This is a genomic window from Bradyrhizobium sp. AS23.2 (genome assembly GCF_001908185.1).
Taxonomy (GTDB): domain Bacteria; phylum Pseudomonadota; class Alphaproteobacteria; order Rhizobiales; family Xanthobacteraceae; genus Bradyrhizobium.
The window spans coordinates 1-23718 of sequence record NZ_LGHM01000006.1; the positions used below are offsets into that span (position 1 = coordinate 1).

The window sequence follows — 23718 nt, forward strand, 5'->3', positions numbered from 1 at the left end:
GACGCTTGAGCGCGATAGAAGAACTTATTCGTCCAAGATCGTTCTAGCGCCCAGGCTCGCAAGTGCCTTCAACCTAAACGGCGAACTGAAGAATGTAATTCTAGTCGTGTTTCGATCCTGCGCGTTTTCACACAGCCAGGGTCACAATCCGAAGTCGGGATCGGCCCCAGCCTCGGTCCGCTCCTACCCTGAAAGCGGACTATCGCTCCGCGCTCGGTCGAGGTCAGCTAAGGGACCCAAAGCAGACCTGCGGGTTTGGACGACGTTCAGGCTCCAAGGGATGAACCAGACAAGGGGCCCCAGCAACTAATCGCGAGAGGAGGCGAGCCTGCGCACTGCGCAAGCACCAGCGGTATTGGTTGCCTCCGACAGAGCAGCAGGGGCGAACCTCATGCCATACATCATCGTGCAGATTGCCGTGATCGGCATCGTGGTTCTGCAAATGACCGGTACGATTCCGATGGACGCCGTCGGTGGGGGGCTGGTGATCGCGGCGGCTACGTTTGTCGCCGCACTGGCTATCGCCGTCCACGAGGCATGGACGAAGAAACGGGGTGTGCTCGGCTGGATCGCGAACATCGTCGTCTCGTTTCTCGGTGCCTTCTTTGCCGCCCAGTTCGGCGGCCCGCTTGTGGCGATTCCACTCCTGATGCTCGCGGGCGGGGGCAGCAGCTCGCTGGCGGCCGCGGGAGGTGGCGTGATGTCTGTCGCGCTCGCCCTCATGATGGTCGTCGCGCTCGCGGGATCGTCGGGCGCGCTGTGGCTCGTGAACCGGCGGCGATGAGTTTGTTCAGTGGCGAGTGTGCAGCAGCGACGACTGCTACGATTGGTCTTCTCCATTTCCGACTGGACGACGGCCGCTTATGGCCCAAATGCGAAGCCGTTCGACCGCTAGGTTAGGTCGGTTCTCCGGAGCTGAGCGGACCACTCTGCCATGACCTTCGACCGGCGCTTGTGACCCAAAGCCGCCGTTAACGAAAGAGCGGAGCGTGCCCGCTCCGCCAGGCGATTCAGACCTCGACTCGTTCCGCGATGAGAAGCGCGTCGTCCACGTCGCGAGCTAAATATCAAGCGGTACTCCCAATTTTTATGTTGCCGAACAAGAGTGCGGCGTTAACCACCGCTAACGGTTCCAGTCTGAGCGAAATCGCTTCGAAGTTTCTTAAATTTTACTGGGTACCTCTTCCAGGCATGGTGACCTGGGGAAAGATATGAGTAAGCGGGCCAAACGTGGAAAGGCAGAGACGCTCGCACTACCAATGGTCGGGAGAGTTGCAATTGGCGCCGTGGCCGTCGCCGCATTGGGGTACAGTTTGCTGTCTCGCCCGGCGAGCGTGCAGCCGATAGGGAAGCCGTCCGCGCACCAAGCCATGGCGTCGTCAACTCCGGTTTACGTGTCAGCTCCTGCTCGTGCATCACCTCCGGCTCCGATTCCGGCCCCGGCGCCTCTGGTCGAACCACCAAAAGCCGCTGACGGTCCCGGAGCATTCGTTCGGCAGGTGGTTGACTACACCAGCCGCCAGACGCCGGGCACCGTGATCATCGATACCAAAAACACATTCCTTTATTTCGTTCTGAACGACACGCGAGCCCTGCGCTACGGCATCGGTGTTGGCCGCGAAGGTTTCACATGGTCCGGTGAACAGACTGTGGCCCGTAAAGCAGAATGGCCGGATTGGCATCCGCCTGCGGAGATGGTCTCGCGTCAGCCTTATCTGCCGCGGTTTATGGCAGGTGGCCCCGGTAATCCGCTCGGCGCCCGGGCGATGTATCTGGGCGAGACCGAATATCGAATTCACGGCACCAACAATCCCGATACGATCGGGAAGCGGGTTTCGTCCGGCTGTATCCGGCTGACCAATGAGGACGTCGTGGACCTCTATGAGCGGGTGAAAGTCGGAGCGAAGGTGATCGTGCTTCCGGCAACCGCTGCCCGTCGACCATCCCAGGGAGCGCCGCCCGACGCCGCTTTCCGATCGCCGGACCCGGCGTCGCCGTCGAACCGGCCCTCGGCAACTAACGCGCAGATGCTGTCATCTGGACCGAAGATCGCCGAGGTCCAGTAACTCAGTCCTCCGTCCTCGGTCTGCAACTGAGGACAAGGAGGCAATTCAAGTCGTCCCTTCTGAGTCAGCTTCTGGCCCTGAGCTCAACAGCGCAACAGCCGCTGCCATGTCGGCTGGTTGCGGGAAAGCGGACGCCACAGGATCGTTGGGCTGACTGCCGCATTTGACTCTAAGCCGCCTCTTACGCCGTTAGCAGTGCGGAGGTTGAAGCTACACAAGACGACCAAGACGGCGTAGGGCAATGCTCAGCCCTAGCCCGATCCTACTACAGATTTTCAAAGCATTGATTTGGAGTAAACCCTGAGAGAGATTGCTCGTTGTTCAAGTGTTTTTGGGGCATTCCCATGGCTTGGCTCTTCCTGCTCATTGCTGGCCTGTGCGAAATCGCCTGGGCGATCGGCCTCAAATTCACGGAAGGCTTCGCACGCCTTTTACCAACAATCGCCACAGTCGTCGCTATGGCGGCCAGTATTGGGTTCCTTGGCATCGCCCTTAAGTCGCTGCCGGTCGGTACGGCCTATGCGGTGTGGACGGGCATTGGCACTGTTGGCACCACCGCGCTCGGCATCTATCTATTTGACGAGCCCCCAACGTTGCTTAGGCTTGCTTGTATCGGCTTTATTCTCTTGGGCATGATCGGACTGAAAATCACCACTTAGGCGGAACGGTGCGACGAGAACCTGTTGGAAGTCGGCTCAAAAATAGCTCTCCAACGTGCCGCGCCGCCGGACGTCGAGCGTGGCGCAATGGAAGGCGCCACCAAATGCCGCATAGTGTAAGAACTCGCAGGGAATCGGCTCGAATCCCCAATTCTCAAACGCACGCATCGTTGCGGTATGATGTGGATCTACGATGACGCGCTTCTCATCCACCATCAATACGTTCATGTTGAGCCATTTCCCGCATAGCGAAGTGATCCTCAGCACAGGATCGGTGATCGGGTCGGACTCGGGGGCCACGAGGATGTCCCATCCTTTCAAGACGGCCGGAAGATGGTCGACGTCTATGTACTCGGGATTGATCAGGATCTTGCCGGGCCCAAGCGGCAATATGGTGGTGTCGATGTGCATTGGATTGGGACAGCGGCTCTCGATCTCATGGATGCGATAGCCGTCGCCAAGGTGGCGACGCAGCCATTCAATACCAGACGCATTGGTGACGTTGCTGCGGGTCACGAACAGGTCGCGCCCGCAGCGAAAGAAGTCGGCAGCATCAAAGACCGGTTCGAATTCGGTGAGAATGTATGAGATCGGCTCGCCTTTCTTCGGAACGCGAAATTCAGGGTCGAACAGTTCGTCCGCCAGTTGCGGTCTGGGCGCGCTCGTCCACCGCGCGCCACGTTGGAAATAGTCCTTCAGGATCGGACGATAGGAGTGCGTCTCGAAGTAGCGACAGGGCCAAACCATTGGGGTTTCGATGATCTCGTCGCCGACCACGAGCATGCTGTCGCGCGGGCAGGAATTGCAGAAGCCGCGCGAGGACCATTCCGGCGTGCTGAAGCGCTTCCTGTGGTCGACAGCGTCCGGCCGTCTTACGACGATGCCCAGCGACTGTAGCAGCGCAACAAAGCCATCAAGCTCACGCTGCGCTGGTTCGACCAGGATCCTTGGGTAACGAAAGCCTGCGAGCAGCGACTGAGCACGCGCTGCCATGCCGGGAATGTTGCAGGTGACAACCGGATGATCGGACGGGATAACCGCACCCTCAAGCCTTCCGACGATCACTTCCTCCAGCGTGCCCCACTCGTTGTGTGAGTTCACTGGAGAAACTTGTCCCGATGGGACGACATCCGAACCGCGAGCGCGCGTGACCATGTCCATGCATGAGGCCCTCTGTGCGCTACAACAGCCTTTGATCCTGGAAGTTCCAGAGGTCCGACTCCGGTCGCCGGATCGATCGCAAATCCTTGGTGTCGCCTATTGGCCCGAAGCGGCCGCTGGCCGATGGGCAGAGCATGTCCGCTCTGCCCTGGTGATTCAGACCTCAACTTGTTCGGCAATCGCGAGCGCGTCGTCAACCTCGATGCCGTGATAGCGGACCGTGCTTTCGATCTTCGTGTGGCCGCGCAACAGCTGCACGGCTCGCAAATTCCCCGTGCGGCGGTAGATCAGCGTTGCCTTGGTTCGGCGCAGCGAGTGGGTGCCAAATACCCTTGGGTCAAGCCCGATGCTTGCCACCCAGTCCGCAAGAAGGCGAGCATATTGGCGGGTTGTCATCGCCCGACCGCGCCCCCCCGGCGCCCAGTGAACAAATACTCACCTGGCCTCTTGCCGGCTTCCTTCAAGAAGTCGTCAACGGCTTGCCGCGTTTGATCCGTCAACTCGAACTTGACCTTTCTCCCGGTCTTCTTCTGCCGGACGGTCGCACGATCGACCGCATAGCCATTCGGAGCGACATCTTCGACCCTCAAGGCGACGACGTCGCAGCCACGCAACTTGCTGTCGATCGCAAGGTTGAAAAGGGCAAGATCGCGGGTCCGTCTTTCGATCAGGAGCCGGGTTCGGATCGACCAGACTTGGTTTGGCCGCAGCGGAGGTTTGGCTCCGATCAGCTTGCCCTTGTTCCAGGGTGTGCGACGAGATTTAGTGGAGAAGCTGCATTCGTCAGGCATGATCGTACTCCTCGGGCTGTGAGGGCACCGAGCATGCGTTATGACGCGCAGATCGTGTCTGCTTTCAGAGGCTTGCGGCCATGGAGGACCGCGGGGCCGCTTTAGGTCCGCAGCGAATGACCCTGGCTGTGTAAAAACGCGAACTTCGGCGGATGGCGGAGAATCTACTTCTCAGATCACGCGGCACCGAAGCTCTGTATCCTCTTCGCAGTCTCAGAAGCGGTGTTTGATGGAATTCTTTTCTCCGAAATTTGAGCGCCGTAGCGTCGACCGCGGAGTACAACAAGCTCGCGAACCGCTGATCGGGTCCGATCTTTCACGGGCAGTCGACCCACGAGTGAATGGAGGGACCGCAGGCGATTGATTGTCAAACTTCGACTGCATGACGGGTCCATGACCTTTAACCCGATCCAATCAGCGGGCACGTAGGTGATATATTTGGATCTTCCGGGCGTGACGATGAACGTCACGGGTGGGGTCGCGCGAAGGTGCACCGTAAGCCGATGACTCTCGAACTCGGCAATGCCCTATTGCCGCTCGCGGTTGCTGTCCGATCTACAACAGCAACTAGTTCGTGAACTCGAATAGGAGCGCTTCAAGGGAGGATCACATGTTAAGCTTCATTGCGCGCGCGCCGCCTGCACGAAAGGCACAAGCTATTGCCGTCGTGGTACTGTTGTGTGTTCTCTTTTCCGCAGGGCGAGTGGCTGCCCAGTCCGCTGGGTTAGAGAGAATTCAGCATGTTATCGTGATCTATCAGGAGAATTGGAGCTTCGACGGTCTGTACGGCAAGTTCCCCGGCGCAGATGGCCTCGCCAATGCGGGTGAACGCATTCGGCAGATCAAAAAAGACGGTACGCCCTACCTGACACTTCCACAGCCACTCGATACGTCGAAGAAGCCGCCAATCCCGGATTCCCGGTTTCCGACGGACCTACCCGTCGCGCCGTATGACATCGCCCAGTATGTTCCGCCGCATCAGAAAGTTGGCGACATCGTCAACCGGGCGCAGCAGGAGAAGCGCCAAATCAACGGCGGCCGAATGGATGGGTTCGTCGCCTGGAGCGAGAACGGCGGATTGGCGATGAGCTACTATGATGCGACCGACTTGCCTATTGGTCGCTTGGCTCAGCAGTACACTCTGGCCGATCGTTTCTTCCACTCGGCATTCGATGGCTCGATGATCAATCATCTTTGGTTGATCTGCGCTTGCACCCCCAGTTGGTCGAACGCACCGGCGAATTTGAGAATTCAAATGGACGCACAGGGCATCGTGGTTAAGGACGGATCGGTCACTCCAGACGGCTACGTGGTCCACACGGTCTACCCCGCTAACCGACCTTATCCCGGAAACATCGAGGATCCGGGCCAGCTCATACCGTTGCTGGATCTGCCGACGATTGGTGATCGGCTAAGCGAGAAGGGCATCTCTTGGGCTTGGTACTCGGGCGGCTGGAAAGACGCCGTTGCAGGCCATCCCGACGCACTGTTCCAATTTCATCATCAGCCGTTCAACTACTTCGCCCCCTATGCCGAAGGGAAGGCTGCCCGGACCGAGCACCTGAAGGACACCGAGGATTTCCTTGCGGCCCTGCGGGCTGGCAACCTGCCGGCCGTGGTCTTTATCAAGCCGATCGGCGCCGACAACGAACATCCTGGCTATTCGGACTTGCTGCGAGGGGAGCAGCACGTGGCAAGTTTGGTCAACGCGGTGCAGGAAAGTGTCTTTTGGAAGGACAGCGTGATTATCGTCACTTATGACGAGGGCGGCGGACGTTGGGATCACGTTCCGCCACCGCCCGGCGATCGCTGGGGTCCAGGGGTTCGCATTCCGGCGGTTATCATTTCGCCCTTTGCCAAACGCGGGTTTGTTGATCACACGACGTATGAGACCGTTTCGATCTTGAAGCTGATCGAAACTCGCTGGAACGTGGCGCCTCTCGGTAGTCGAGACGCCGCGGCTAACAACCTCCTCAACGCCTTCGACTTCTTTCAGACTCCTTGATGCTGAAGGCGAGAGTGGCCAGAATCGTCGCGGATGGGATGTCTCCTATCGGCCCCGAGCCGAACAACGCGCTGGCTCAAAAAGTGCTAGGCGCGAGAACGCTGCATAGAAGGCCTCAATTGCAGTGGCCATCCCCAAGCCTAAGGGAGGTTGATGCAATGCCGGTATCGTACACCCTCGAACAGTATGTAAACGATCTCCGGGCAATCACCGCTAAGGAAACCGATCCGGTCAAAATCACTGACCTGGTCGCACCCGTTGCCAAGAAATTTGCGCAATCGGCCGAATGGTTTCGTCCTCGCACATTTGATCGATGCGAAGCTCGATACGTCCGTCGAGGCCCATGATAAATGCGCGGTACTCTTGCATCTACCGCCCCCCCTGCAAAATGAGAGGTCACCAACTGAGGCGGCCTTATTCTTCGGGGGGTTGCAGGCCCGGCGAAGTCAGCCACCCGTCTATATGAGAAACGGTTTCGAGCTGGCGCAGTTTGCTTTCTAGAAGATCACGCTGCGGTCCTGGCCGTGTGTTTTCCAGTTCCGCTATAATGCGGGCTCTCTCCGCGTTCAGATTGTCGTCAAATGTGTGGGATTGCGAGCGTCGTTTCATGGCACTCTCCTTTCCCTACGTGAATTGGGCAGGAGCGCAACCGGCGTTCTGATCACCGATCGAAGCAATGGTGCCGTGTGCGGTGATGGAACCAGTATGCACCCGGAACCGGAGCGACGCCAGAATAAAAACTTAAGTGGTCTCAGGCAGGCCGCTCGCGGCCTTACCGCACGAAATAGATGCTCGTCATCGCCACAGCAACGAGCAGCGCTGCGCCGAAGGTCCCAACGCCAAGGCAGATGCGTGCTTGGATTGAATAAGAATCGAAATGAGGAGGGGCGATGGCACGCTCCTCCTGGTATCTGGCGGGAGCGCGATTGGTCTCTCAAAGGGGACCTTTCGGCCCCCTAACCGCAAATCGAAATCATTGTCCCCGCGCTTAATCGCAGTCCTGCCCCACCTTTTGCTCGGACGGTGCTTGCTCGGCCTCACCGGCCGTCATTTTCTTTGAGTGTTCAGTGGGCGCGGGACGGGTCTGCTCGACCGTGCCTGCCGTCCGATCCGGTGACTGCGAGGAGGGTGCGGGCTCGATCTTCTTTGATTGCTCGGCAGCTGTAGGCTCGCTCTGCATCTGGCGTTGAGCGTCCTGCGACGATGTTGCAACATTCTCGGAGGCTTTGTTCATCGCAGATGTCGGCGGATGTTGGCTGGAATCAGTTGCTGTGGAACCAGTGGTTTGTCCGGTATAGCCTGGGACATTCCCCGATCCTGCATCGCGGCTCGCCATATTGCAGGGAGCCGCATACACGGCGCTGGCACTGGAGGCTAGCACCGCACCCAAGATCATAAGCCTGTTAGCAAGCATAGTCTTTCTCCTTCGTTAGACACTAAACGAACTAAACAAAACTTCTGTTCCGGTGTTTCGCCGCTGCATGATCGGCACGTCGGTCGATCACGTTGTTCGTGTTCGGATGATAGCTGCAGCGCACCAGAGCGTGTCGATCTGCTCGGCAAGGATGGATAGGACGCCGAACGAGGCGCCCGGTCTCTAGCCGGCGACCATGACGTTGAGCTGTGGCAGGAGGATCGCCGCCTCGCAACGTTCCGGCACCACGAGTGGCTTAGTGCCTAGATCGCTTCCCGCCCAAGGGAGCGTTCTCTCCGGCTACCGCTCGAGACGACGTTACGATGGTTCTTTCGAGAGGAATGCGTAATGCGCTGCGGCAGGCGCAGCTTTATGGCTAATTAGTCCGGCTGAACACCATGCTTCACATCCCCGGAATCAGCCATCCGGTTTGCACCAAGTCTTTCGCGCTTCGTATGGTCGAGGGCGGTTGGTTGACAAAGGACGGAGATCGATACCAGCTACCCCACGGCGTGAGACACCTGACTTGAGCGCCAGGACGCAAGCGGGCTCGCAGTTGGAGTTGACTGAACCTGGGCATCATCGCTGAAGACAGCGACTGCGAACTTCGCGCTCGGAAAGTCCGGTCAGGCCCTCAAGAGCCTGCCGTTGGTCTCATCGGGAGTAACGCACATGGTAGATCTTCCGTCTCAAAACGACATTGAGCAACGCGCATATGAGCTCTGGCAGCAAGCCGGAATGCCGGAGGGGCGAGACCAAGAGTTCTATTTGGAAGCAGAGCGACAGCTGAAGGAAGAGCTGGTTCGCCACGAACTCAAGACGCCAGATACGCTGTAGAGCTGCGGTGAGAGTCGCTTCCGCGAAACTCCAATCGACGCGGCGTACTTTTCGGCGGTCCAAATTCGCTGTTCGCGGCAGATCGGCTGAAACGTCATCTGGAGCACGCTGACGAAACAAGGAGCGCACCAAGCCATATGAGGGGCATCCTCGTCTCCTGCACCGGTGAACGCCGAGAGGTTGCTCCCGCCTAGGACCGCCGTCCATTCGAGGTCCGACCGGAGCTCCCGGGATTTCGAAGGAACCTTGGAAACCACCGGACGCAGTAAGCGCGCCGCATGTCCGCTGCGGACCACACTCTCCGAAACTGAGACTATGCCGATCCTGGTTCTAGAAGCATCCTGCTTACTCTTCGTCCGGCTCGCGCACGACCGGCAGTTCGTCTGCGCGGTCCTCTTCTTCGTCCTCTTCGTCCTCGTCCGCTTCGTCTTCATCAGGATCTCGGGGCGGCATCGTGTTGCCCATGATCACGACGGGACGCCAGTCGATCAACCTGGTGGAAAATTCCTCGAGGTTGTGTGGGGTCATGTTGTTGCTCCTCGGATGTGCCCCTAGGGAATTTTATCCCCGGGGGATCACCGGCCGGCAGGATTTCTGGCCGCCCCGTTGCCCAACACCGGCTGGCCTGGTGCGCGGTCCAATGGCGGATGTGGCCTAGCGAGGCCCGTCGCACCGGGCGGAGTCTCGTTGTTAGCCGTCCTTGTGTCGACCCGCTCAAGCGTGGTGGCGAGCGCCGCGAGTATTGCGATTATCATCGAGGCGGCGAAAAGCACGACGGCGTTACGGTGGCTGTTCCGCTCGTTACTCATGAGGGACCTCCACTCTAACGTAGAAACGTTATCCGGCTTGGATGGTTCCCACGCGCAACCGGCTGGATTTGCAGACGTTCCCGGCCGGTCAGGCCATGTCTGCCCTGCCCCTGGAAGCGGACAATCCCGGATTTATAAGTATACGCCTTAGTACCTACTATTCAACGATCGGTACATGATTCGCCGCTGTCCGCGGTGCCGTTCCATCAATACGCGGGTCGTCTGCAATCTCGATCTGGCGGCGGAACGCGCGGAAGCCGGAGCGCTGATAGAACGCGACGGCTGACGGATGATCGAAGGTGCAGGTGTGCACCCAGAAACGGCTGACGTCCCGCGACCAGGCGATCTCCAGCGCACGATTCATCAGGAATCGGGCGGCGCCGGTGCCGATGAATTTTGCGGTGACGCCGAAATAGAGCAGCTGGCATTCGCCAGGCACACTGAAATCGAGTTCCAGCAGGCCTTCATCTTGGCCGTCAACGACCAGCCCGTAGAGCTCGACGCCGGGCGCGTGGATCCGCCCGGCGAGATCGGCGTCATCGATCCCGACCCGGGTGAACCACAGCCACTCCTCGCCGACGCGGCGGTAAAGATCGCGATACCAATCGAGCGCGGGCGGCTCGACCTTGCGCAAGGACCACGCGCCCGGGGGATCGTCACGGCGCGCCGGACGCGCGGTCATCTCCAGATGCGTGACGACCGCTGCAATCTTGCCGGCAGGAATGTCGGAATAGCCGTCGGGGAGGATCATGGCAGCCTCTCAGTGGAGTCAGGGCGCTGATCGAAGCGGGAATGCGCCCCTATAGACCTGTACCCCCTCAGCCGGAACGCATCTAGCGATGCGTTCCGACCTCTCCCCGCAAGCGGGGCGAGGTGAAGCGGAGTTTTCGGCGCCGATCACTTCGGCATCAAGGTGATCGCCTCGGCGGTCGCAGCTTCGACCGCCGGGAGGCTATAGAGCAGCGGGACATATTGCCCCGTCGCCCACAGCGGCGCGAGGTCGCGATAGTGGCCGCTGAAGGGATCGCCCGATTGGCCCGGCGTGTTGATGGTGCGGCTCGCATCCCAATTGCCGACATCGAGCACCATGCGAAACGAGGCGCCGGAGATGAGCTGATAGTCGGAGCGGCGGTAGGTGGCGGCGCGTGGCACATTGGCGGCACCGCCAAAGGCGAGCGGACCGACCGACAATTGCGCTGATGTCGCCTTGTCGGCGAGCGGCATCAGCGCGTGGTCGAATTTGGCGACATGCAAGCGGCCCCAGCGCCAGGTGGAGGAGTCGACACCGAGCTTGCCTGCGACGTCGGCAACCGCAGCTCCCAGGCTCTCACGCAGCACCTGGTCGCGTGCGGCGGCCGGATCGGAGCCGAGCGCTGCGTCCGGAGCTTCGAGATAGGCGACGATCGCCGAAATGCTGGACGCTTCGGGCGCGATCAGGCCCGCCGCCTTGGGCGCCGTGGTCTTCAAGAGCACCGGACCGAGATGATTGGCGATCCAGACCTCGAACACGGCGGCCGCGGCGCTGTCGGCGGCATCGCGCGCGTCCCATGGCTTGAGCAGCTCGAGGCCCTTCTTCACGTTGGCATCGTCGGAGGACAGCGGCTGCAACAGCTTGACCAGTCGCCGGCCGAGCATCGCGGTGTCGTCGTTCTGCAGGTCCATCGCGTCGGCGAGCGTCACCTTGCTGTTCGCAGCGAGCACCTCGGTGATCCGCTGCCATCGCGCGCTGTCGGACCATTCGAAGCCAACCTTGCGTTCGCTGACGGGGTAATCGGCCGGAAGGTTCATCTGGTTGGCCGTGGCGAGAAAACCCTGCTTCGGCTGATAGGCCTTCGGCAACTCGTCGAGCGAAAGGAAGCCGTTCCATTCATAGCGGCCGTCGCCGGGCACCGGCATCAGGCCGTCATAGTTGGCGCGGCGCGGAGTCTTGCCGGCGGCAACCCAGCCGATATTGCCGCGCGTGTCGGCATAGACCTGGTTCTCCGACGGCGCGCCCCAACGGCGCATGGCCGCGAGAAAACCGTTCCAGTCCTTCGCGGTCATGTAATCCGACGAGCCGAAATAGGCAGAGGTGCCGGGCTCGAACCAGATCGAACGTACGGCGAAGGCACGCTTGTTGCCCTCATCGACATAGATCACCGGGCCGTGCCGGGTGAATTTCAGCGCGAGGTCGCGATCGGCCTCGCCCTTCACCTGCTCTTTCTCGTGGACGATGCGCATGTCCTCCCAGCCATTGCCAAAGCGGTACTGGTTGGGATTCTCAGGATTGAGCTCGTAGACGTAGAGGTCTTCCTGGTCGACGTTGAAGATGGTGAGGCCGAAGGCGATTGTGCCATTATGGCCGATCGAGATGCCGGGCAGCGCCGGCTCGCCCGCGCCGATCACGGAGAGGCCCGGCGCGTTGAGCCCGACGATGTAGCGCAGCGATGGCACGCTGTGCTCGCGATGCGGATCGTTGGCAAGGATCGGGCGACCCGTCGCGGTGCGCGAGGCCGCGATCACCCAGTTGTTCGAGCCGATGGTGTCGCGCTGCTGGTCGGCCTCGGTGAGGTATTTGTCAGGATCATGCGCGAGCGCGGCCTGACGGTCCTTCGGCTGCGCGAAGGCCACCGGGCGCGTCGCGAGGTCATAGGCCGCGAGCACCGCCTTCGGCACGCTGCAGGGATCGAGGCCGTCCGGAACTTTCGTCGTCCAGGCCGGCTCGAGCTTGACGCGAAACCGATCGGCCTCGAGGCCGGCCGCGCAGGCGACCAGCGAGCGCTTGACCTCCGAGGCAACGTTGCGCGTCAGCCCGTGGCTGCGGATGCGGACGACGTCCTCCGCCGTCCAGGGATCGGGCATGGTGCCGGCAATCCTGAACTCGATCGGCAATGCGCGCTTGCCCGCGCGGACATCGGCGACATAGGCATTGATGCCGGCGACGAAGGCCTCCGCATAGGTCTTCGCCTTGGGGCCATAGGCCGCCCACTCCGCATTCATGTCGCCGCGATAGAGGAAGAGCCGCAGCGCCTTGTCCTGCTCGGCATAGGCCGGGCCGAAATCCCTGGCGAGCAAGCCGAGGCCGCGCTTGCGCCAGAGATCGATCTGCCAGAGCCGGTCACGCGCAGCGTTGAAGCCTTGCAGGAAGAAGAGGTCGTGCTCGTTGCCGGCATAGATGTGCGGAATGCCCCAGACATCGACCAGGATTTGGGCGGGGCCGTTGAGACCGGCAACATCAGTCTTGATCTGCCGTGCGCTTCCGAGCGGGTTCGCCTTCTCGCGCGCGATGGCCGTCGAGGTGAGCAGTGCGGCGCAGATCGCTGCGCCGAAGAGCTTTTGGATGACCCGGTTGAAATCCGTGTTCATTGTCGTTTCTCCCGTTGTTATTGATTGGGGCGCGTCATGCGCGCCTGCTATTCCCCCTCGTCGCTCGCCAGCACGCCCTTCACCGCGCGCTCCCAGCCTGCGAGCTTCCGCTCCCTTGTCGCCTGGCTCATGTTCGGCTTGAAGCGGTGCTCCAGGCGCCAGTTGTCGGCAAACTTCGTCGGCTCGGGATAGACGCCGGCCTGGAGGCCGGCGAGGTAGGCGGCCCCCAATGCCGTGGTCTCCTGGATCACGGGGCGGTCGACGGGCGCGTTGAGCAGATCGGCGAGGCGCTGCATGGTCCAGTCGGACGCGGTCATGCCACCGTCGACGCGGAGCACGTTCTCCGCCTTCTCACCGGGCCAGTCGGCGCGCATCGCCTCGCGCAGGTCGTAGGTCTGGTAACACACGCTCTCCAGCGCGGCATGAGCGAGCTCGGCGGGGCCGGTGTTGCGGGTGAGGCCGAACAGCGCGCCGCGCACGCGAGGATTCCAGTAGGGTGCCCCCATGCCGACGAAGGACGGCACGAGATAGACGCTCTGCATGGAATCGGACTGGTCGGCGAGCGGGCCGGTCTCGGCCGCGTGCTTGATGATGCCGAGGCCGTCGCGCAGCCACTGCACCGCGCTGCCTGCGACGAAGATCGAGCCTTCGAGCGCATAGGTGCGTTTTCCGTCGAGCTGATAGGCGACGGTGGTCAGCAGCTTGTTTTTGGAGACGACAGGCGTGGTGCCGGTGTTGAGCAGCGCGAAGCAGCCGGTGCCGTAGGTCGATTTGATCATGCCGGGGCGGAAGCAGGCCTGGCCGATGGTCGCGGCCTGCTGGTCGCCGGCGATGCCGGAGATCGCAATGGGGCCGCCGAACAGATCCGGCTCGCTCTCGCCGAAGCGGGCGGAGGAATCCTTCACCTCGGGCAGCATCGAACGCGGCACGCCGATGATCTCCAGCAGCTCGTCGTCCCACTGGCCGGTGTGGATGTTGAACAGCAGCGTTCGCGAGGCGTTGGTGGCGTCGGTGGCGTGCACCTTGCCGCCGGTGAGGCGCCAGAGCAGGTAGCAATCGACGGTGCCGAACATCAGTTCGCCACGCGAGGCACGCGCCCGCGCGCCGGGGACCTGATCGAGGATCCAGGCGACCTTGGTGCCGGAGAAATAGGGATCGATGATCAGGCCGGTCTTCTGCGAGATCACCGGCTCCCGGCCGTCGGCTTTCAGCCTGGCGCAGACGTCGGCGGTGCGGCGGTCCTGCCAGACGATGGCGCGGTGCACGGCCTGGCCCGTGGCGCGATCCCACACCACGGTGGTCTCGCGCTGGTTGGTGATGCCGATCGCGGCGATATCCTTCGCGGTGATCCCCGCCTTCGCGATCGCTTCGCGGCAGACCGTCACGGTCGAGGTCCAGATGTCCTCCGGCTCGTGCTCGACCCAGCCTGAGGCCGGAAAATGCTGCGGAAACTCGGCTTGCGCGCTGGCGGCGATCGAGATGTCGCTGCGGAAGACGATGGCCCGCGAGGACGTGGTGCCCTGGTCGATGGCGAGGACGAAAGACATGAAGCTACCTTGGCGTTTTCCCGTAATGGGTCATTGTGTCGCGCCAAAGGGAGCGGATTAGGGCCGGAAGGTCAATACCACCCGCATCGCCTTCGTTCACCTCGCCCCGCTTGCGGGGAGAGGTCGGAATTCAAGCGCAGCTTGAATTCCGGGTGAGGGGGACTCTCCGCGAACTCATCTCCAACGGCGCCCGCGGAGACGGCCCCTCACCCCAACCCTCTCCCCGCAAGAGCGGGGCGAGGGAGTAGACCACCTACACCGCCGCGGTGGTGACGCCGCCGTCGATGACGATGGTCTGCCCGGTCATGAAGCTCGAGGCGTCGGAGGCGAGGTAGGCGACGGCGCCGGCGATTTCGTCGGGTTCGCCGATGCGGCGGAGCGGGGTCGTGGCGGTGCGGCGCTTGAGGTTGGCTTCGTCTTCCCAGAGCGCGCGGGCGAAATCGGTTTTGACGAGACCGGGCGCGATGCAGTTGACGCGGACGCCTTTCGGGCCCCATTCGCCGGCGAGCGAGCGGCACAGTGCGAAGTCGGCCGCCTTGGAGATGCCGTAGGCGCCGATCACGGTCGAGCCGCGCAGGCCGCCGATCGAGGAGATGATGACGACGGAGCCGCCTCCGCGCTCGGCCATTTGCGGGATCGTCAGCGCGGAGAGCCAGATGTTGCTCTTGACGTTCGAGCCCATGATCTTGTCGAAGGCCTCGTCGGTGATGTCGAGCAGCGGGCCGTAGTACGGGTTCACCGCGGCGTTGCAGACGAGGATGTCGATCTTGCCGTAGTGCTTCGTCGCGCCCGAGATCAGCGCCTCGACCTCGTTTTTGCGCGCGATGTTGCAGGGAATGACGATGGCATCGCCGCCGGCCGCATTGATGCCGTCTGCGACTTCCTTGCAGGCGTCGGCTTTCCGCGATGAGACCACGACCTTGGCGCCAAGCTTTGCCAGCAATTCGGCCGAGGAGCGGCCGATGCCGCGGCTGGAGCCGGTGACGACGGCGACTTTTCCGGTGAGATCGAACGGGGTGTTTTTCATTGTTGTTGGGCCTCCCTGGTTCGGCGGACTCCGTCATTGCGAGCGAAGCGAAGCAATCCAGAATCTTTCCGCGGAGAAAGTCTGGATTGCTTCGTCGCTACGCTCCTCGCAATGACGGTGGTGGCGAGATCCCGGGCTCATCGCTTCGCGATGCCCCGGGATGACAGTTGCGACTCAGATCAACCCGCCGGCATCCGCGACGCGGCGCTGGTGGTACTCGGTGTCACCGAAGCTGTTCTCGATCATGGTCAGGCGCTTGAAGTAGTGGCCGATCTTCGCCTCCATGGTCATGCCGATGCCGCCGTGGAGCTGGATCGACTGCTGGCCGACGAACTTCAGCGACTTGCCGATCTGCACCTTGGCCGCGGCGATCGCGTTCGAGCGCTCCTTGGCGCTCTCGAAATCGTTGGCCATGGTCGCGAACATCGACATCGATCTCGCCTGCTCGGCGGCGACGAACATGTCGGAAGCGCGGTGCTGCAGCGACTGGAACGAGCCGATCGCGACGCCGAACTGCTTGCGCGTCTTGATGTACTCGACCGTGGTCTTGAGCGACTCGTCCATCAGGCCGACCGCCTCGGCGCAAAGCGCGACGCGGGCCTCATCGACGACGCGCTCGATCAGCGCGAGGCCGTCCTCGGGGTTGCCGATCGCGGCATCCGCGCCCACCTCGACACCGGTGAAGGTGATGTCGGCGGCGTGCAGGCCATCCTGGGTCGGATACGACTTCTTGGTCACGCCCTTGGCGTTCGCCGGCACCAGGAACACGCCGATGCCGGTCTTGTCGCGGCGATCGCCCTTGGTGCGGGCGGTGACGATCAGGGTCTCGGCGTTCTCGCCGTTGAGCACGACGAACTTTTCGCCGTCGATGACCCAGCCGTTGCCCTTCTTCTTCGCCGCCGTGGTGACATCGAACAGATCGTAGCGCGAGTTCTTCTCGAGCTGGGCGAAGGCGAGCGTCTTGCTGCCGTCGATGATGCCGGGCACGTGGGCCGCCTTCTGCGCATCGGAGCCGGCGTGACGCAGGAAGCCGCCGCCGATCACGACCGTTGCCAAATAGGGCTCGAGCACCAGCGCCTTGCCGAGCGCTTCCATCACGATCATGGTCTCGACGCCGCCGCCGCCGAAGCCGCCATCGGCCTCCGCGAAGGGCAGGCCCAGAAGGCCCTGCTCGGCGAGCTTGCCCCAGACGACCTGGCTCCAGCCGCCCTTCTCCTTCATGTACTTCTTGCGCTGCTCGAAATCGTAGGAATCGGTCAGCAGGCCGTCGATGCTTTCCTTGAGAAGCCTCTGCTCCTCGGACAGATCAAAATCCATGTTTCTCTCCAAATTCGACGGTCATTTTCCCTGCCGTCGCCTCATCCTCAGACGTCATCCCCGCGAAGGCGGGGATCCAGTAAACGCAACCGCCTGTCGTACTCACGACCGCCGCGGCGTACTGGGTCCCCCGCCTTCGCGGGGGACGACAGCGTCCTTTGTTCAGTCGATCACAGCCCCAGCACCGCCTTGGCGATGATGTTGCGCTGGATCTCGTTGGAGCCGCCGTAGATCGAGACCTTGCGGTTGTTGAAATAGCTCGGCGCGATCTGGGCGGTCCACTCCATGGCTTCGTTCGAGCCATCATCGCCGTGCACGTCGTAGGGCGCGGCGAACGGGCCGATCACTTCCATGAGCAGCTCGGTGGTGGTCTGCTGGATCTCGGAGCCCTTGATCTTCAGCACCGAGGAGGCCGGATTGGGCTTGCCCTTGCCGTGCTTGCCTTCGTCGGCGACGACGCGAAGCTGGGTGAGCTCGAGCGCCTTCAGCTCGATCTCGCAGGCGGCGAGCTTTTCGCGGAAGGCGGAGTCCTGGATGATCGGCTTGCCGCCGGACTCGACCTTGCCGGCGAGATCGCGGATGCGGCGCAGCCGCTCCTTGGAGACGCCGACGCGGGCGATGCCGGTGCGCTCATTGCCGAGCAGGAACTTTGCGTAATCCCAGCCCTTGTTCTCCTCGCCGATCAGGTTCTCGACGGGCACCTCGACATCGTCGAAGAAGACCTCGTTCACCTCATGACCGCCGTCGATGGTCTGGATCGGGCGCACCGTGACGCCCTTCGACTTCATGCTGAAGACGATGAAGGAGATGCCCATCTGCTTCTTGGCGGACGGATCGGTACGGCAGAGGCAGAAGATCATGTCGGCGTGCTGGGCCAGCGTGGTCCAGGTCTTCTGGCCGTTGATGATCCACTTGTCGCCCTTGCGCTCGGCCTTGGTCTTGAGCGAAGCGAGGTCCGAACCCGAGCCCGGCTCCGAGAAGCCCTGGCACCACCAGTCGTCGACATTGGCGATGCGCGGCAGATACTTCTTCTTCTGCTCCTCGTTGCCGAATGTGTAGATGACCGGGCCGACCATGCTGACGCCGAAGGCGAGCGGCTGCGGCGCCGGATAGGACTGCAGTTCCTCGTTGAAGATGTAGTGCTGCACCGAGGTCCACCCGGTGCCGCCATATTGCTTCGGCCAGTGGCTGACGCCCCAGCCCTTCTTGTTGAGGATGCGCCACCACGTCACCATCTCGTCCTTCGAGAGGTGGCGACCCTCGACCAGCTTGCGCCGCGTGTCCGGCGGCACGTTGTCGCGGAAGAATGATCGCACTTCCTCGCGAAACGCCTGCTCTTCTTTCGTGAATGCGAGATCCATCGGATCCTCCTGTGAACTAATTTTAGTCTTACCAAATTCCGCCGTCATTCCGGGATGCGCCGTTAGGTGCAGGCCCGGAATCCATATCCCCGATCCGTGGTTATGGATTCCGGGCTCGCCGCTTTGCGGCGCCCCCGGAATGACGAAAAGCGTTACTGCAACACCTCGAACAGCCCGGCCGCGCCCATGCCGCCGCCGACGCACATGGTGACCACCGCGTACTTCGCCTTGCGGCGGCGGCCCTCGATCAAAGCGTGGCCGGTGAGGCGCGCGCCCGACATGCCGTAGGGATGGCCGACCGCGATCGCACCTCCGTCGACGTTGATCTTCTCGGGGTCGATGCCGAGCTTGTCGCGGCAATACAGCACCTGCACCGCGAAGGCTTCGTTCAGCTCCCAGAGGCCGATGTCGTCGACCGTGAGGCCGTGACGCTTGAGCAGGCGCGGCACGGCGAAGACCGGGCCGATGCCCATCTCGTCCGGCTCGCAGCCGGCGGAGACGAAGCCGCGGAAGATGCCGAGCGGCTTGAGGCCGCGCTTGGCAGCTTCCTTGTCGCTCATGATCACCGAGGCGCTGGCGCCGTCGGAGAGCTGGCTGGCATTGCCGGCGGTGATGCTGAACCCTTCGCCGCGCACGGGCTTGAGGCCGGCGAGGCCCTCGGCCGTGGTCTCGGGGCGCGGGCCTTCGTCCTGCGACAGCGTCACGTCCTTGAATGAGACGGCGCCGGTCGCCTTGTCCGTGACCGCCATCTGCGTGGTGATCGGCGCCAGCTCATCCTTGAACTTGCCGCCCTGCTGCGCAGCCGCGGTGCGGCGCTGGCTCTCCAGCGAATACTCGTCCTGCTTCTCACGCGAGATACCGTAGCGCTTGGCGACGATCTCGGCCGTGTCGATCATGGGCATGTAGACCTCGCCCTTGATCTTGAGCAGCGCCGGATCCTGGGCGTGGAAGCCGTTCATCTTGTCGTTCTGAACCAGCGAGATCGACTCGCCGCCGCCGCCGACCGCGATCTCGACGCCGTCGAAGATCACCGAACGCGCGGCGAGCGCGATCGCCTGCAGGCCCGAGGCGCACTGGCGGTCGATGGTGGTGCCGGCGACGGTGACGGGAAGGCCCGCGCGCAGCAGCGCCTTGCGCGCGATGTTGCCGCCGGTTGCGCCCTGCTGTAGCGCTGCGCCCATCACGACGTCCTCGATCTCCTTCGGATCGACCTTGGCGCGGGCAACGGCCTCGCCGATGGCGTGGCCGAGCAGCGTTGCGCCCTCGGTGGCGTTGAGCGCGCCGCGATAGGCCTTGCCGATCGGGGTGCGGGCGGTGGAAACGATGACGGCGTCGGTCAAGAGCGACCTCCTGGTTGCGTGGATTGTGCCGGTTTCTGCTGCTGGCGCAATTCGTGGCGCGACAGCTTTCCGACCGGCGTGCGCGGCAGCTCGTCGACGAACTCGACCGCCGCCGGCAATTCGTGCTTGCCGACCTTGCCGGTGAGCTGCGCGCGCAGCTCGTCGAGCGAGAACGGCCTTGCGTCCGGCTTCAGCTTGATGAAGGCCTTGGCGGCCTCGCCGCGATACTGGTCGGCAATGCCGAGCACGATCACCTCGTGCACGCCGGGGATGGTGTAGATCGCCTGCTCGATCATCTGCGGATAGACGTTGAAGCCGCCGGAGATGATCATGTCCTTCTTGCGGTCGACCAGGAAGAAGTAGCCGTCGGTATCGACATAGCCGATGTCGCCGGTGAGGAAGCGCCCGTCGGAAAAGGACTCCGCCGATTCCTTCGGCTTGTTCCAGTAGCCCTTGGTGACGTTCGGGCCCTTGATGCGGATCTCGCCGACTTCGCCCGGCGGCAGCACCTTGGCGGGATTTTCCAGCGAGACGACGTCGAGCTCGATACCGGGCAGCATCAGGCCGATCGAGCCCGGCTTTTCGGGACCTACGGGCGGATGGCCGGTGCCGGACGAGCAGGTCTCGGTCATGCCCCAGCCGCTCTTGAGCTTCTTGCCGACCTTGCGCTCGAAGAAGCTCGCAATCTCCACCGGCAGCGGCGCTCCGCCGGAGCCTATGGCGTTGAGCGAGGAGAAGTCGCGCGTGTCGAGATCGGGGAGTGCCGCGATCGCGATCCACATCGTCGGCACGCCCGGGAAATAGGTGGCGCGCTTGACCTCGATGTCGCGCATCACGGCTTCGACGTCGAAACGCTGATGAATCGAGATCAGATTGCCGCGGCTGAGCGCGGACAGCAACACGACCGTGAGCGCGTAGATGTGGAACAGCGGCAGCACGCAGATCACGCGCTCGACGACGCCGCCGCGCGCCGCACGCGCCGGTTTGCCCCAGGCGTCGTAGATCGACACCGCCGAGGTGAGATTGCCGTGCGTGAGCATCGCGCCCTTCGGCAGGCCGGTGGTGCCGCCGGTATATTGCAGCAGCGCGACGTCGTCGACGCTCACTTGCGGCCACTGCGCCGGCGTGGTGGCGCCCTCGACGAAGGCCTTGAAGGTGACGATGCGGGGATCGCTCGGGATCGCCGCCTGCGGCGTGCCGACCTTGCCCCAGTTATCGTCCTCGCAGACGATGAGGCGGTCGATCAGCCCCCTCGCCAGGAATTTCAGCGCGGTCGGCAGCAGCGCCGCAAGGTTCGAGGTGACCAGCACCCGCGAGCCTGAGTCGGAGACCTTGTGCGTCAGCGCGATCTCGCCGTCGAGCGGGGAGAGATGGGCAATGCGGGCGCCGGCCTTCAGCGCGCCGAAGAAATTGACGGGGTGGTCCGGCGTATTGCCGAGGAACAGCGCGACGGAGCTGTTCTTGCCACAGCCGGCGCGCAGGAACGCCGCGGCCGCGCGCTCGGCCATCGCGGCGAGCTCGGTGTAGGTGATCGGCCGATCGCGGAATTCGAGCGCGGTGCGCGGACCGAAATCGGCGGCAGCCTTCGACAAGAGGTCAGGGAGCGTGCGCTGGGCGATGGCGTCGTCCCAACGCACGCCCTCGGGATAAAACTGTTCGCCGGGATGGGTCATCTTCTACACCACGATCAGTCGTCATTTCCGGGGGGCGACCAACGGGTCCGCGCAAAGCGCGGCCCGATGACAGGCTCCGTCGCGAGCCCGGAATCCATCAGGCCGCACGCTCAAAGGCGAAATGGATTCCGGGTCTGGCCCTGCGGGCCATCCACGTTGCGCAATTGCGCAACGGGGAATGACGCCCATAGAGGTGGCAGCGGCCATCAAGCCGCTTTCGACGCAGCCGCGAGCGAAGCAAACGTCTTGCCCTCCGCAGCAAGCTTCTTCAGCAGCGGCGCGGGCTCGAGGCTCGGGTCGTTGGTCTCCTTGGCGTAGAACGACAGACGATCGGCGATGTGCTTGAGGCCGACGGTGTCGGCCCAGAACATCGGGCCGCCGCGATAGATCGGCCAGCCATAGCCGTAGAGCCAGACCACGTCGATGTCGGAGGGACGCGCCGCGATGCCCTCTTCGAGGATCTTCGCGCCCTCGTTGATCATCGGGTACATCATGCGCTCGAGGATCTCGTCGTCGCTGACGATGCGCTTCTTGCGGCCAAGACGCAGCAGCGTCTCGTCGATCAGCTTCTCGACCTCCGGATCGGGCAGCGGCGCGCGGGAGCCTGCTTCATACTTGTAGTAGCCCTTGCCGGTCTTCTGGCCGAAGCGGCCGGCTTCGCAGAGCGCGTCCGCGATCTCGGACTTGATGCCGCGATCCTTGCGCGAGCGCCAGCCGATGTCGAGGCCGGCGAGGTCGCCCATCGCGAACGGCCCCATCGGCATGCCGAACTTGGTCACGACGGCGTCGACCTGCTGCGGCAGCGCGCCTTCGAACAATAGCTTTTCGGACTGCTTGCCGCGCTGCGACAGCATGCGGTTGCCGACGAAGCCGTCACAGACGCCGACCACAGCCGGCACCTTGGCGATCTTGCGCGCGATGGTGACGGCGGTGACGAGCGCGTCAGGCGCGGTCTTGTCGGCGCGCACGATCTCGCACAGCTTCATGACATTGGCCGGCGAGAAGAAGTGCATGCCGAGCACGTCCTGCGGACGCTTGGTCGACTTCGCGATCTCATCGATGTTCAGATACGAGGTGTTGGAGGCGAGCACGGCGCCCGGCTTGGCGAACTGGTCGAGCTTGCCGAACACCTCCTTCTTCACCGCCATGGTCTCGAACACGGCCTCGATGACGAGGTCGGCATCGCCGACATTCTCGATGCCGACGACGCCGTTGATCAGCGCCATGCGCTTGGCGGGCGCGTCGGCCGGAATGCCGCCGCGCGCCGCGGTTGCTTCCCAGTTCTTCTGCATGATGCCCATGCCGCGCTTGAGCTGCTCTTCGCCCGTCTCGATCAGGGTGACGGGAACGCCGGCATTGGCAAAGGACATCGCGATGCCGCCGCCCATTGTGCCGGCGCCGAGAATGGCAACACGGTTGACCGGACGCGACTTGGTGCCGTCGGGTACGCCCGCGATCTTGTTGGCTTCGCGCTCGGCGAAGAAGGCATAGCGCTGGGCCTTGGACTGGTCGCTGGCGACGAGCTTGAGGAAGCCCTCGCGTTCCTTCTTCAGACCTTCGTCGAACGGCAGGTCGATGGCCGCGCCGACGGCGTCGGCGGCCGCGAACGGCGCTTCCAGTCCCCGCGACTTCTTGGTTATCGCAGCAACCGCATTGGTGAAGATCGAACGGTCGGCCTTCGCAGCTGCGAGCTTGGAATCGTCGTCGCGCAGACGGCGCAACGGGCGCTTCTCGGCGATCAGCTTGCGGACGAAGGCTTCGCCGCCGGAGGCCGGACCTTCGACGATCTCCTCGATCAGGCCGTTCTTGAGCGCTTCAGCGGCGCCGATCGGATCGCCGCCGACGATCATCTTGACGGCGAGTTCCGGCCCGACTGCGCGCGGCAGGCGCTGGGTGCCGCCGGCACCCGGCAGCAGACCGAGCTTCACCTCGGGCAGGCCGAGCCTGGCCTCTTTCACGGCGACGCGGAAATGACAGGCGAGCGCGACCTCGAGGCCGCCGCCGAGCGCCGTGCCGTGGATCGCGGCCACGATCGGCTTCGGCGAATTCTCCATCTCGGCCAGCACTTCGTTCAGGCCCGGCGGCTTCGGCGGCTTGCCGAACTCGGTGATGTCGGCACCGGCAATGAAGGTGCGGCCGGCACAGGTCAGCACGATGCCCTTGATCGCGGGATCGGCAATCGCCGCCTTCATGCACTCCAGAATACCACCGCGGACTGCGGCACTCAGCGCATTGACCGGAGGACTATTGACCGTGACGATCCCGACTTCGTCATGACGCTCAAGCTTGACCACTTCGCTCACGGCTTCCCTCCTTGGTGGGGATTTACTTTTGTTCGATTTCGCGGTGCGGAATTTAATTCCGCA

18 protein-coding genes and 1 pseudogene are annotated in these 23718 nt (G+C 62.8%); 5 read left to right on the top strand and 14 right to left on the bottom strand.

The genetic code is table 11. From position 1 onward, the window contains the following. The first annotated feature begins 391 nt into the window (after nt 1-391). The 3 genes from AC630_RS00700 (at nt 392) to sugE (ending at nt 2725) form a co-directional block, all read left to right on the top strand. A complete protein-coding gene (locus AC630_RS00700; RefSeq protein ID WP_074116592.1) occupies nt 392-784 on the top strand; it encodes a hypothetical protein in 393 nt (130 codons plus the stop codon). 427 nt (nt 785-1211) lie between these two features. Then, complete coding sequence (locus AC630_RS00705) at nt 1212-2066, top strand: L,D-transpeptidase (protein ID WP_074116593.1); 855 nt, start codon at nt 1212-1214, stop codon at nt 2064-2066. A gap of 344 nt (nt 2067-2410) precedes the next feature. Further along, nucleotides 2411-2725 carry a quaternary ammonium compound efflux SMR transporter SugE gene (sugE, locus tag AC630_RS00710; RefSeq protein ID WP_074116594.1) on the top strand — a complete coding sequence of 105 codons (315 nt, stop codon included), beginning with the start codon at nt 2411-2413 and terminating at the stop codon, nt 2723-2725. 36 nt (nt 2726-2761) lie between these two features. Here sugE and AC630_RS00715 read toward each other — a convergent pair whose 3' ends face one another. After that, a complete protein-coding gene (locus AC630_RS00715) occupies nt 2762-3886 on the bottom strand; it encodes an amidinotransferase (RefSeq protein ID WP_208866941.1) in 1125 nt (374 codons plus the stop codon). Between the two features lie 156 nt (nt 3887-4042). Further along, nucleotides 4043-4677, bottom strand: a pseudogene (locus tag AC630_RS00720) (tyrosine-type recombinase/integrase). 610 nt (nt 4678-5287) lie between these two features. On the opposite strand from AC630_RS00720, the gene AC630_RS00725 reads away from it, so the two are divergent. Further along, entirely contained in the window at nt 5288-6682 is a 1395-nt protein-coding gene (locus AC630_RS00725; RefSeq protein WP_074116595.1) for an alkaline phosphatase family protein, read from the top strand. Between the two features lie 414 nt (nt 6683-7096). Here AC630_RS00725 and AC630_RS00730 read toward each other — a convergent pair whose 3' ends face one another. Together AC630_RS00730 and AC630_RS46140 are read right to left on the bottom strand one after the other, a co-directional pair. Then, complete coding sequence (locus AC630_RS00730) at nt 7097-7291, bottom strand: hypothetical protein (protein ID WP_074116596.1); 195 nt, start codon at nt 7289-7291, stop codon at nt 7097-7099. A gap of 379 nt (nt 7292-7670) precedes the next feature. Further along, nucleotides 7671-7916 (bottom strand): hypothetical protein, encoded by a 246-nt coding sequence (locus tag AC630_RS46140; RefSeq protein ID WP_074116597.1) that lies wholly within the window; start codon nt 7914-7916, stop codon nt 7671-7673. Nucleotides 7917-8768: 852 nt separating this feature from the next. Here AC630_RS46140 and AC630_RS00745 point away from each other — a divergent pair. Beyond that, entirely contained in the window at nt 8769-8933 is a 165-nt protein-coding gene (locus AC630_RS00745) for a DUF2934 domain-containing protein (protein WP_074116598.1), read from the top strand. A 345-nt stretch (nt 8934-9278) separates the two neighbouring features. Here AC630_RS00745 and AC630_RS00750 read toward each other — a convergent pair whose 3' ends face one another. The 10 genes from AC630_RS00750 to AC630_RS00795 all read right to left on the bottom strand — a co-directional run bounded on the left by AC630_RS00750 (nt 9279) and on the right by AC630_RS00795 (nt 23655). Further along, on the bottom strand, nt 9279-9461 hold the full coding sequence (locus AC630_RS00750; protein WP_074116599.1) for a hypothetical protein: 183 nt from the start codon (nt 9459-9461) through the stop codon (nt 9279-9281). Nucleotides 9462-9899: 438 nt separating this feature from the next. Beyond that, nucleotides 9900-10493 carry a GNAT family N-acetyltransferase gene (locus tag AC630_RS00755; RefSeq protein WP_074116600.1) on the bottom strand — a complete coding sequence of 198 codons (594 nt, stop codon included), beginning with the start codon at nt 10491-10493 and terminating at the stop codon, nt 9900-9902. A 146-nt stretch (nt 10494-10639) separates the two neighbouring features. Beyond that, nucleotides 10640-13087: a penicillin acylase family protein gene (locus AC630_RS00760; RefSeq protein ID WP_074116601.1), complete on the bottom strand. Its 2448-nt coding sequence runs from the start codon at nt 13085-13087 to the stop codon at nt 10640-10642. Nucleotides 13088-13134: 47 nt separating this feature from the next. Then, the gene (glpK, locus tag AC630_RS00765) at nt 13135-14634 is read right to left on the bottom strand and encodes a glycerol kinase GlpK (protein ID WP_074116602.1); all 1500 of its coding nucleotides are present in this window, start codon (nt 14632-14634) and stop codon (nt 13135-13137) included. Between the two features lie 253 nt (nt 14635-14887). Beyond that, on the bottom strand, nt 14888-15661 hold the full coding sequence (locus AC630_RS00770; RefSeq protein WP_074116603.1) for an SDR family NAD(P)-dependent oxidoreductase: 774 nt from the start codon (nt 15659-15661) through the stop codon (nt 14888-14890). A gap of 174 nt (nt 15662-15835) precedes the next feature. After that, complete coding sequence (gene pimD, locus AC630_RS00775) at nt 15836-16978, bottom strand: pimeloyl-CoA dehydrogenase small subunit (RefSeq protein WP_074116604.1); 1143 nt, start codon at nt 16976-16978, stop codon at nt 15836-15838. A gap of 170 nt (nt 16979-17148) precedes the next feature. Beyond that, entirely contained in the window at nt 17149-18339 is a 1191-nt protein-coding gene (pimC, locus tag AC630_RS00780) for a pimeloyl-CoA dehydrogenase large subunit (RefSeq protein ID WP_074116605.1), read from the bottom strand. Between the two features lie 152 nt (nt 18340-18491). Next, nucleotides 18492-19679, bottom strand: coding sequence for an acetyl-CoA C-acyltransferase (locus AC630_RS00785; protein WP_074116606.1), 1188 nt, complete (start codon nt 19677-19679; stop codon nt 18492-18494). Next, nucleotides 19676-21352 carry a dicarboxylate--CoA ligase PimA gene (pimA, locus tag AC630_RS00790; protein ID WP_074116607.1) on the bottom strand — a complete coding sequence of 559 codons (1677 nt, stop codon included), beginning with the start codon at nt 21350-21352 and terminating at the stop codon, nt 19676-19678. Before pimA ends, AC630_RS00785 begins: the two co-directional genes overlap by 4 nt. A 206-nt stretch (nt 21353-21558) precedes the next feature. Then, the gene (locus AC630_RS00795; RefSeq protein ID WP_074116608.1) at nt 21559-23655 is read right to left on the bottom strand and encodes a 3-hydroxyacyl-CoA dehydrogenase NAD-binding domain-containing protein; all 2097 of its coding nucleotides are present in this window, start codon (nt 23653-23655) and stop codon (nt 21559-21561) included. Between the last annotated feature and the right edge of the window lie 63 nt (nt 23656-23718).

Bases quoted from the DNA above. Each gene is read 5' to 3' on its own strand.
- AC630_RS00700 (WP_074116592.1), top strand. From the start codon at position 392: ATGCCATACATCATCGTGCAGATTGCCGTGATCGGCATCGTGGTTCTG.
- AC630_RS00705 (WP_074116593.1), top strand. From the start codon at position 1,212: ATGAGTAAGCGGGCCAAACGTGGAAAGGCAGAGACGCTCGCACTACCA.
- sugE (WP_074116594.1), top strand. From the start codon at position 2,411: ATGGCTTGGCTCTTCCTGCTCATTGCTGGCCTGTGCGAAATCGCCTGG.
- AC630_RS00715 (WP_208866941.1), bottom strand. From the start codon at position 3,886: ATGGACATGGTCACGCGCGCTCGCGGTTCGGATGTCGTCCCATCGGGA.
- AC630_RS00725 (WP_074116595.1), top strand. From the start codon at position 5,288: ATGTTAAGCTTCATTGCGCGCGCGCCGCCTGCACGAAAGGCACAAGCT.
- AC630_RS00730 (WP_074116596.1), bottom strand. From the start codon at position 7,291: ATGAAACGACGCTCGCAATCCCACACATTTGACGACAATCTGAACGCG.
- AC630_RS46140 (WP_074116597.1), bottom strand. From the start codon at position 7,916: ATGAACAAAGCCTCCGAGAATGTTGCAACATCGTCGCAGGACGCTCAA.
- AC630_RS00745 (WP_074116598.1), top strand. From the start codon at position 8,769: ATGGTAGATCTTCCGTCTCAAAACGACATTGAGCAACGCGCATATGAG.
- AC630_RS00750 (WP_074116599.1), bottom strand. From the start codon at position 9,461: ATGACCCCACACAACCTCGAGGAATTTTCCACCAGGTTGATCGACTGG.
- AC630_RS00755 (WP_074116600.1), bottom strand. From the start codon at position 10,493: ATGATCCTCCCCGACGGCTATTCCGACATTCCTGCCGGCAAGATTGCA.
- AC630_RS00760 (WP_074116601.1), bottom strand. From the start codon at position 13,087: ATGAACACGGATTTCAACCGGGTCATCCAAAAGCTCTTCGGCGCAGCG.
- glpK (WP_074116602.1), bottom strand. From the start codon at position 14,634: ATGTCTTTCGTCCTCGCCATCGACCAGGGCACCACGTCCTCGCGGGCC.
- AC630_RS00770 (WP_074116603.1), bottom strand. From the start codon at position 15,661: ATGAAAAACACCCCGTTCGATCTCACCGGAAAAGTCGCCGTCGTCACC.
- pimD (WP_074116604.1), bottom strand. From the start codon at position 16,978: ATGGATTTTGATCTGTCCGAGGAGCAGAGGCTTCTCAAGGAAAGCATC.
- pimC (WP_074116605.1), bottom strand. From the start codon at position 18,339: ATGGATCTCGCATTCACGAAAGAAGAGCAGGCGTTTCGCGAGGAAGTG.
- pimA (WP_074116607.1), bottom strand. From the start codon at position 21,352: ATGACCCATCCCGGCGAACAGTTTTATCCCGAGGGCGTGCGTTGGGAC.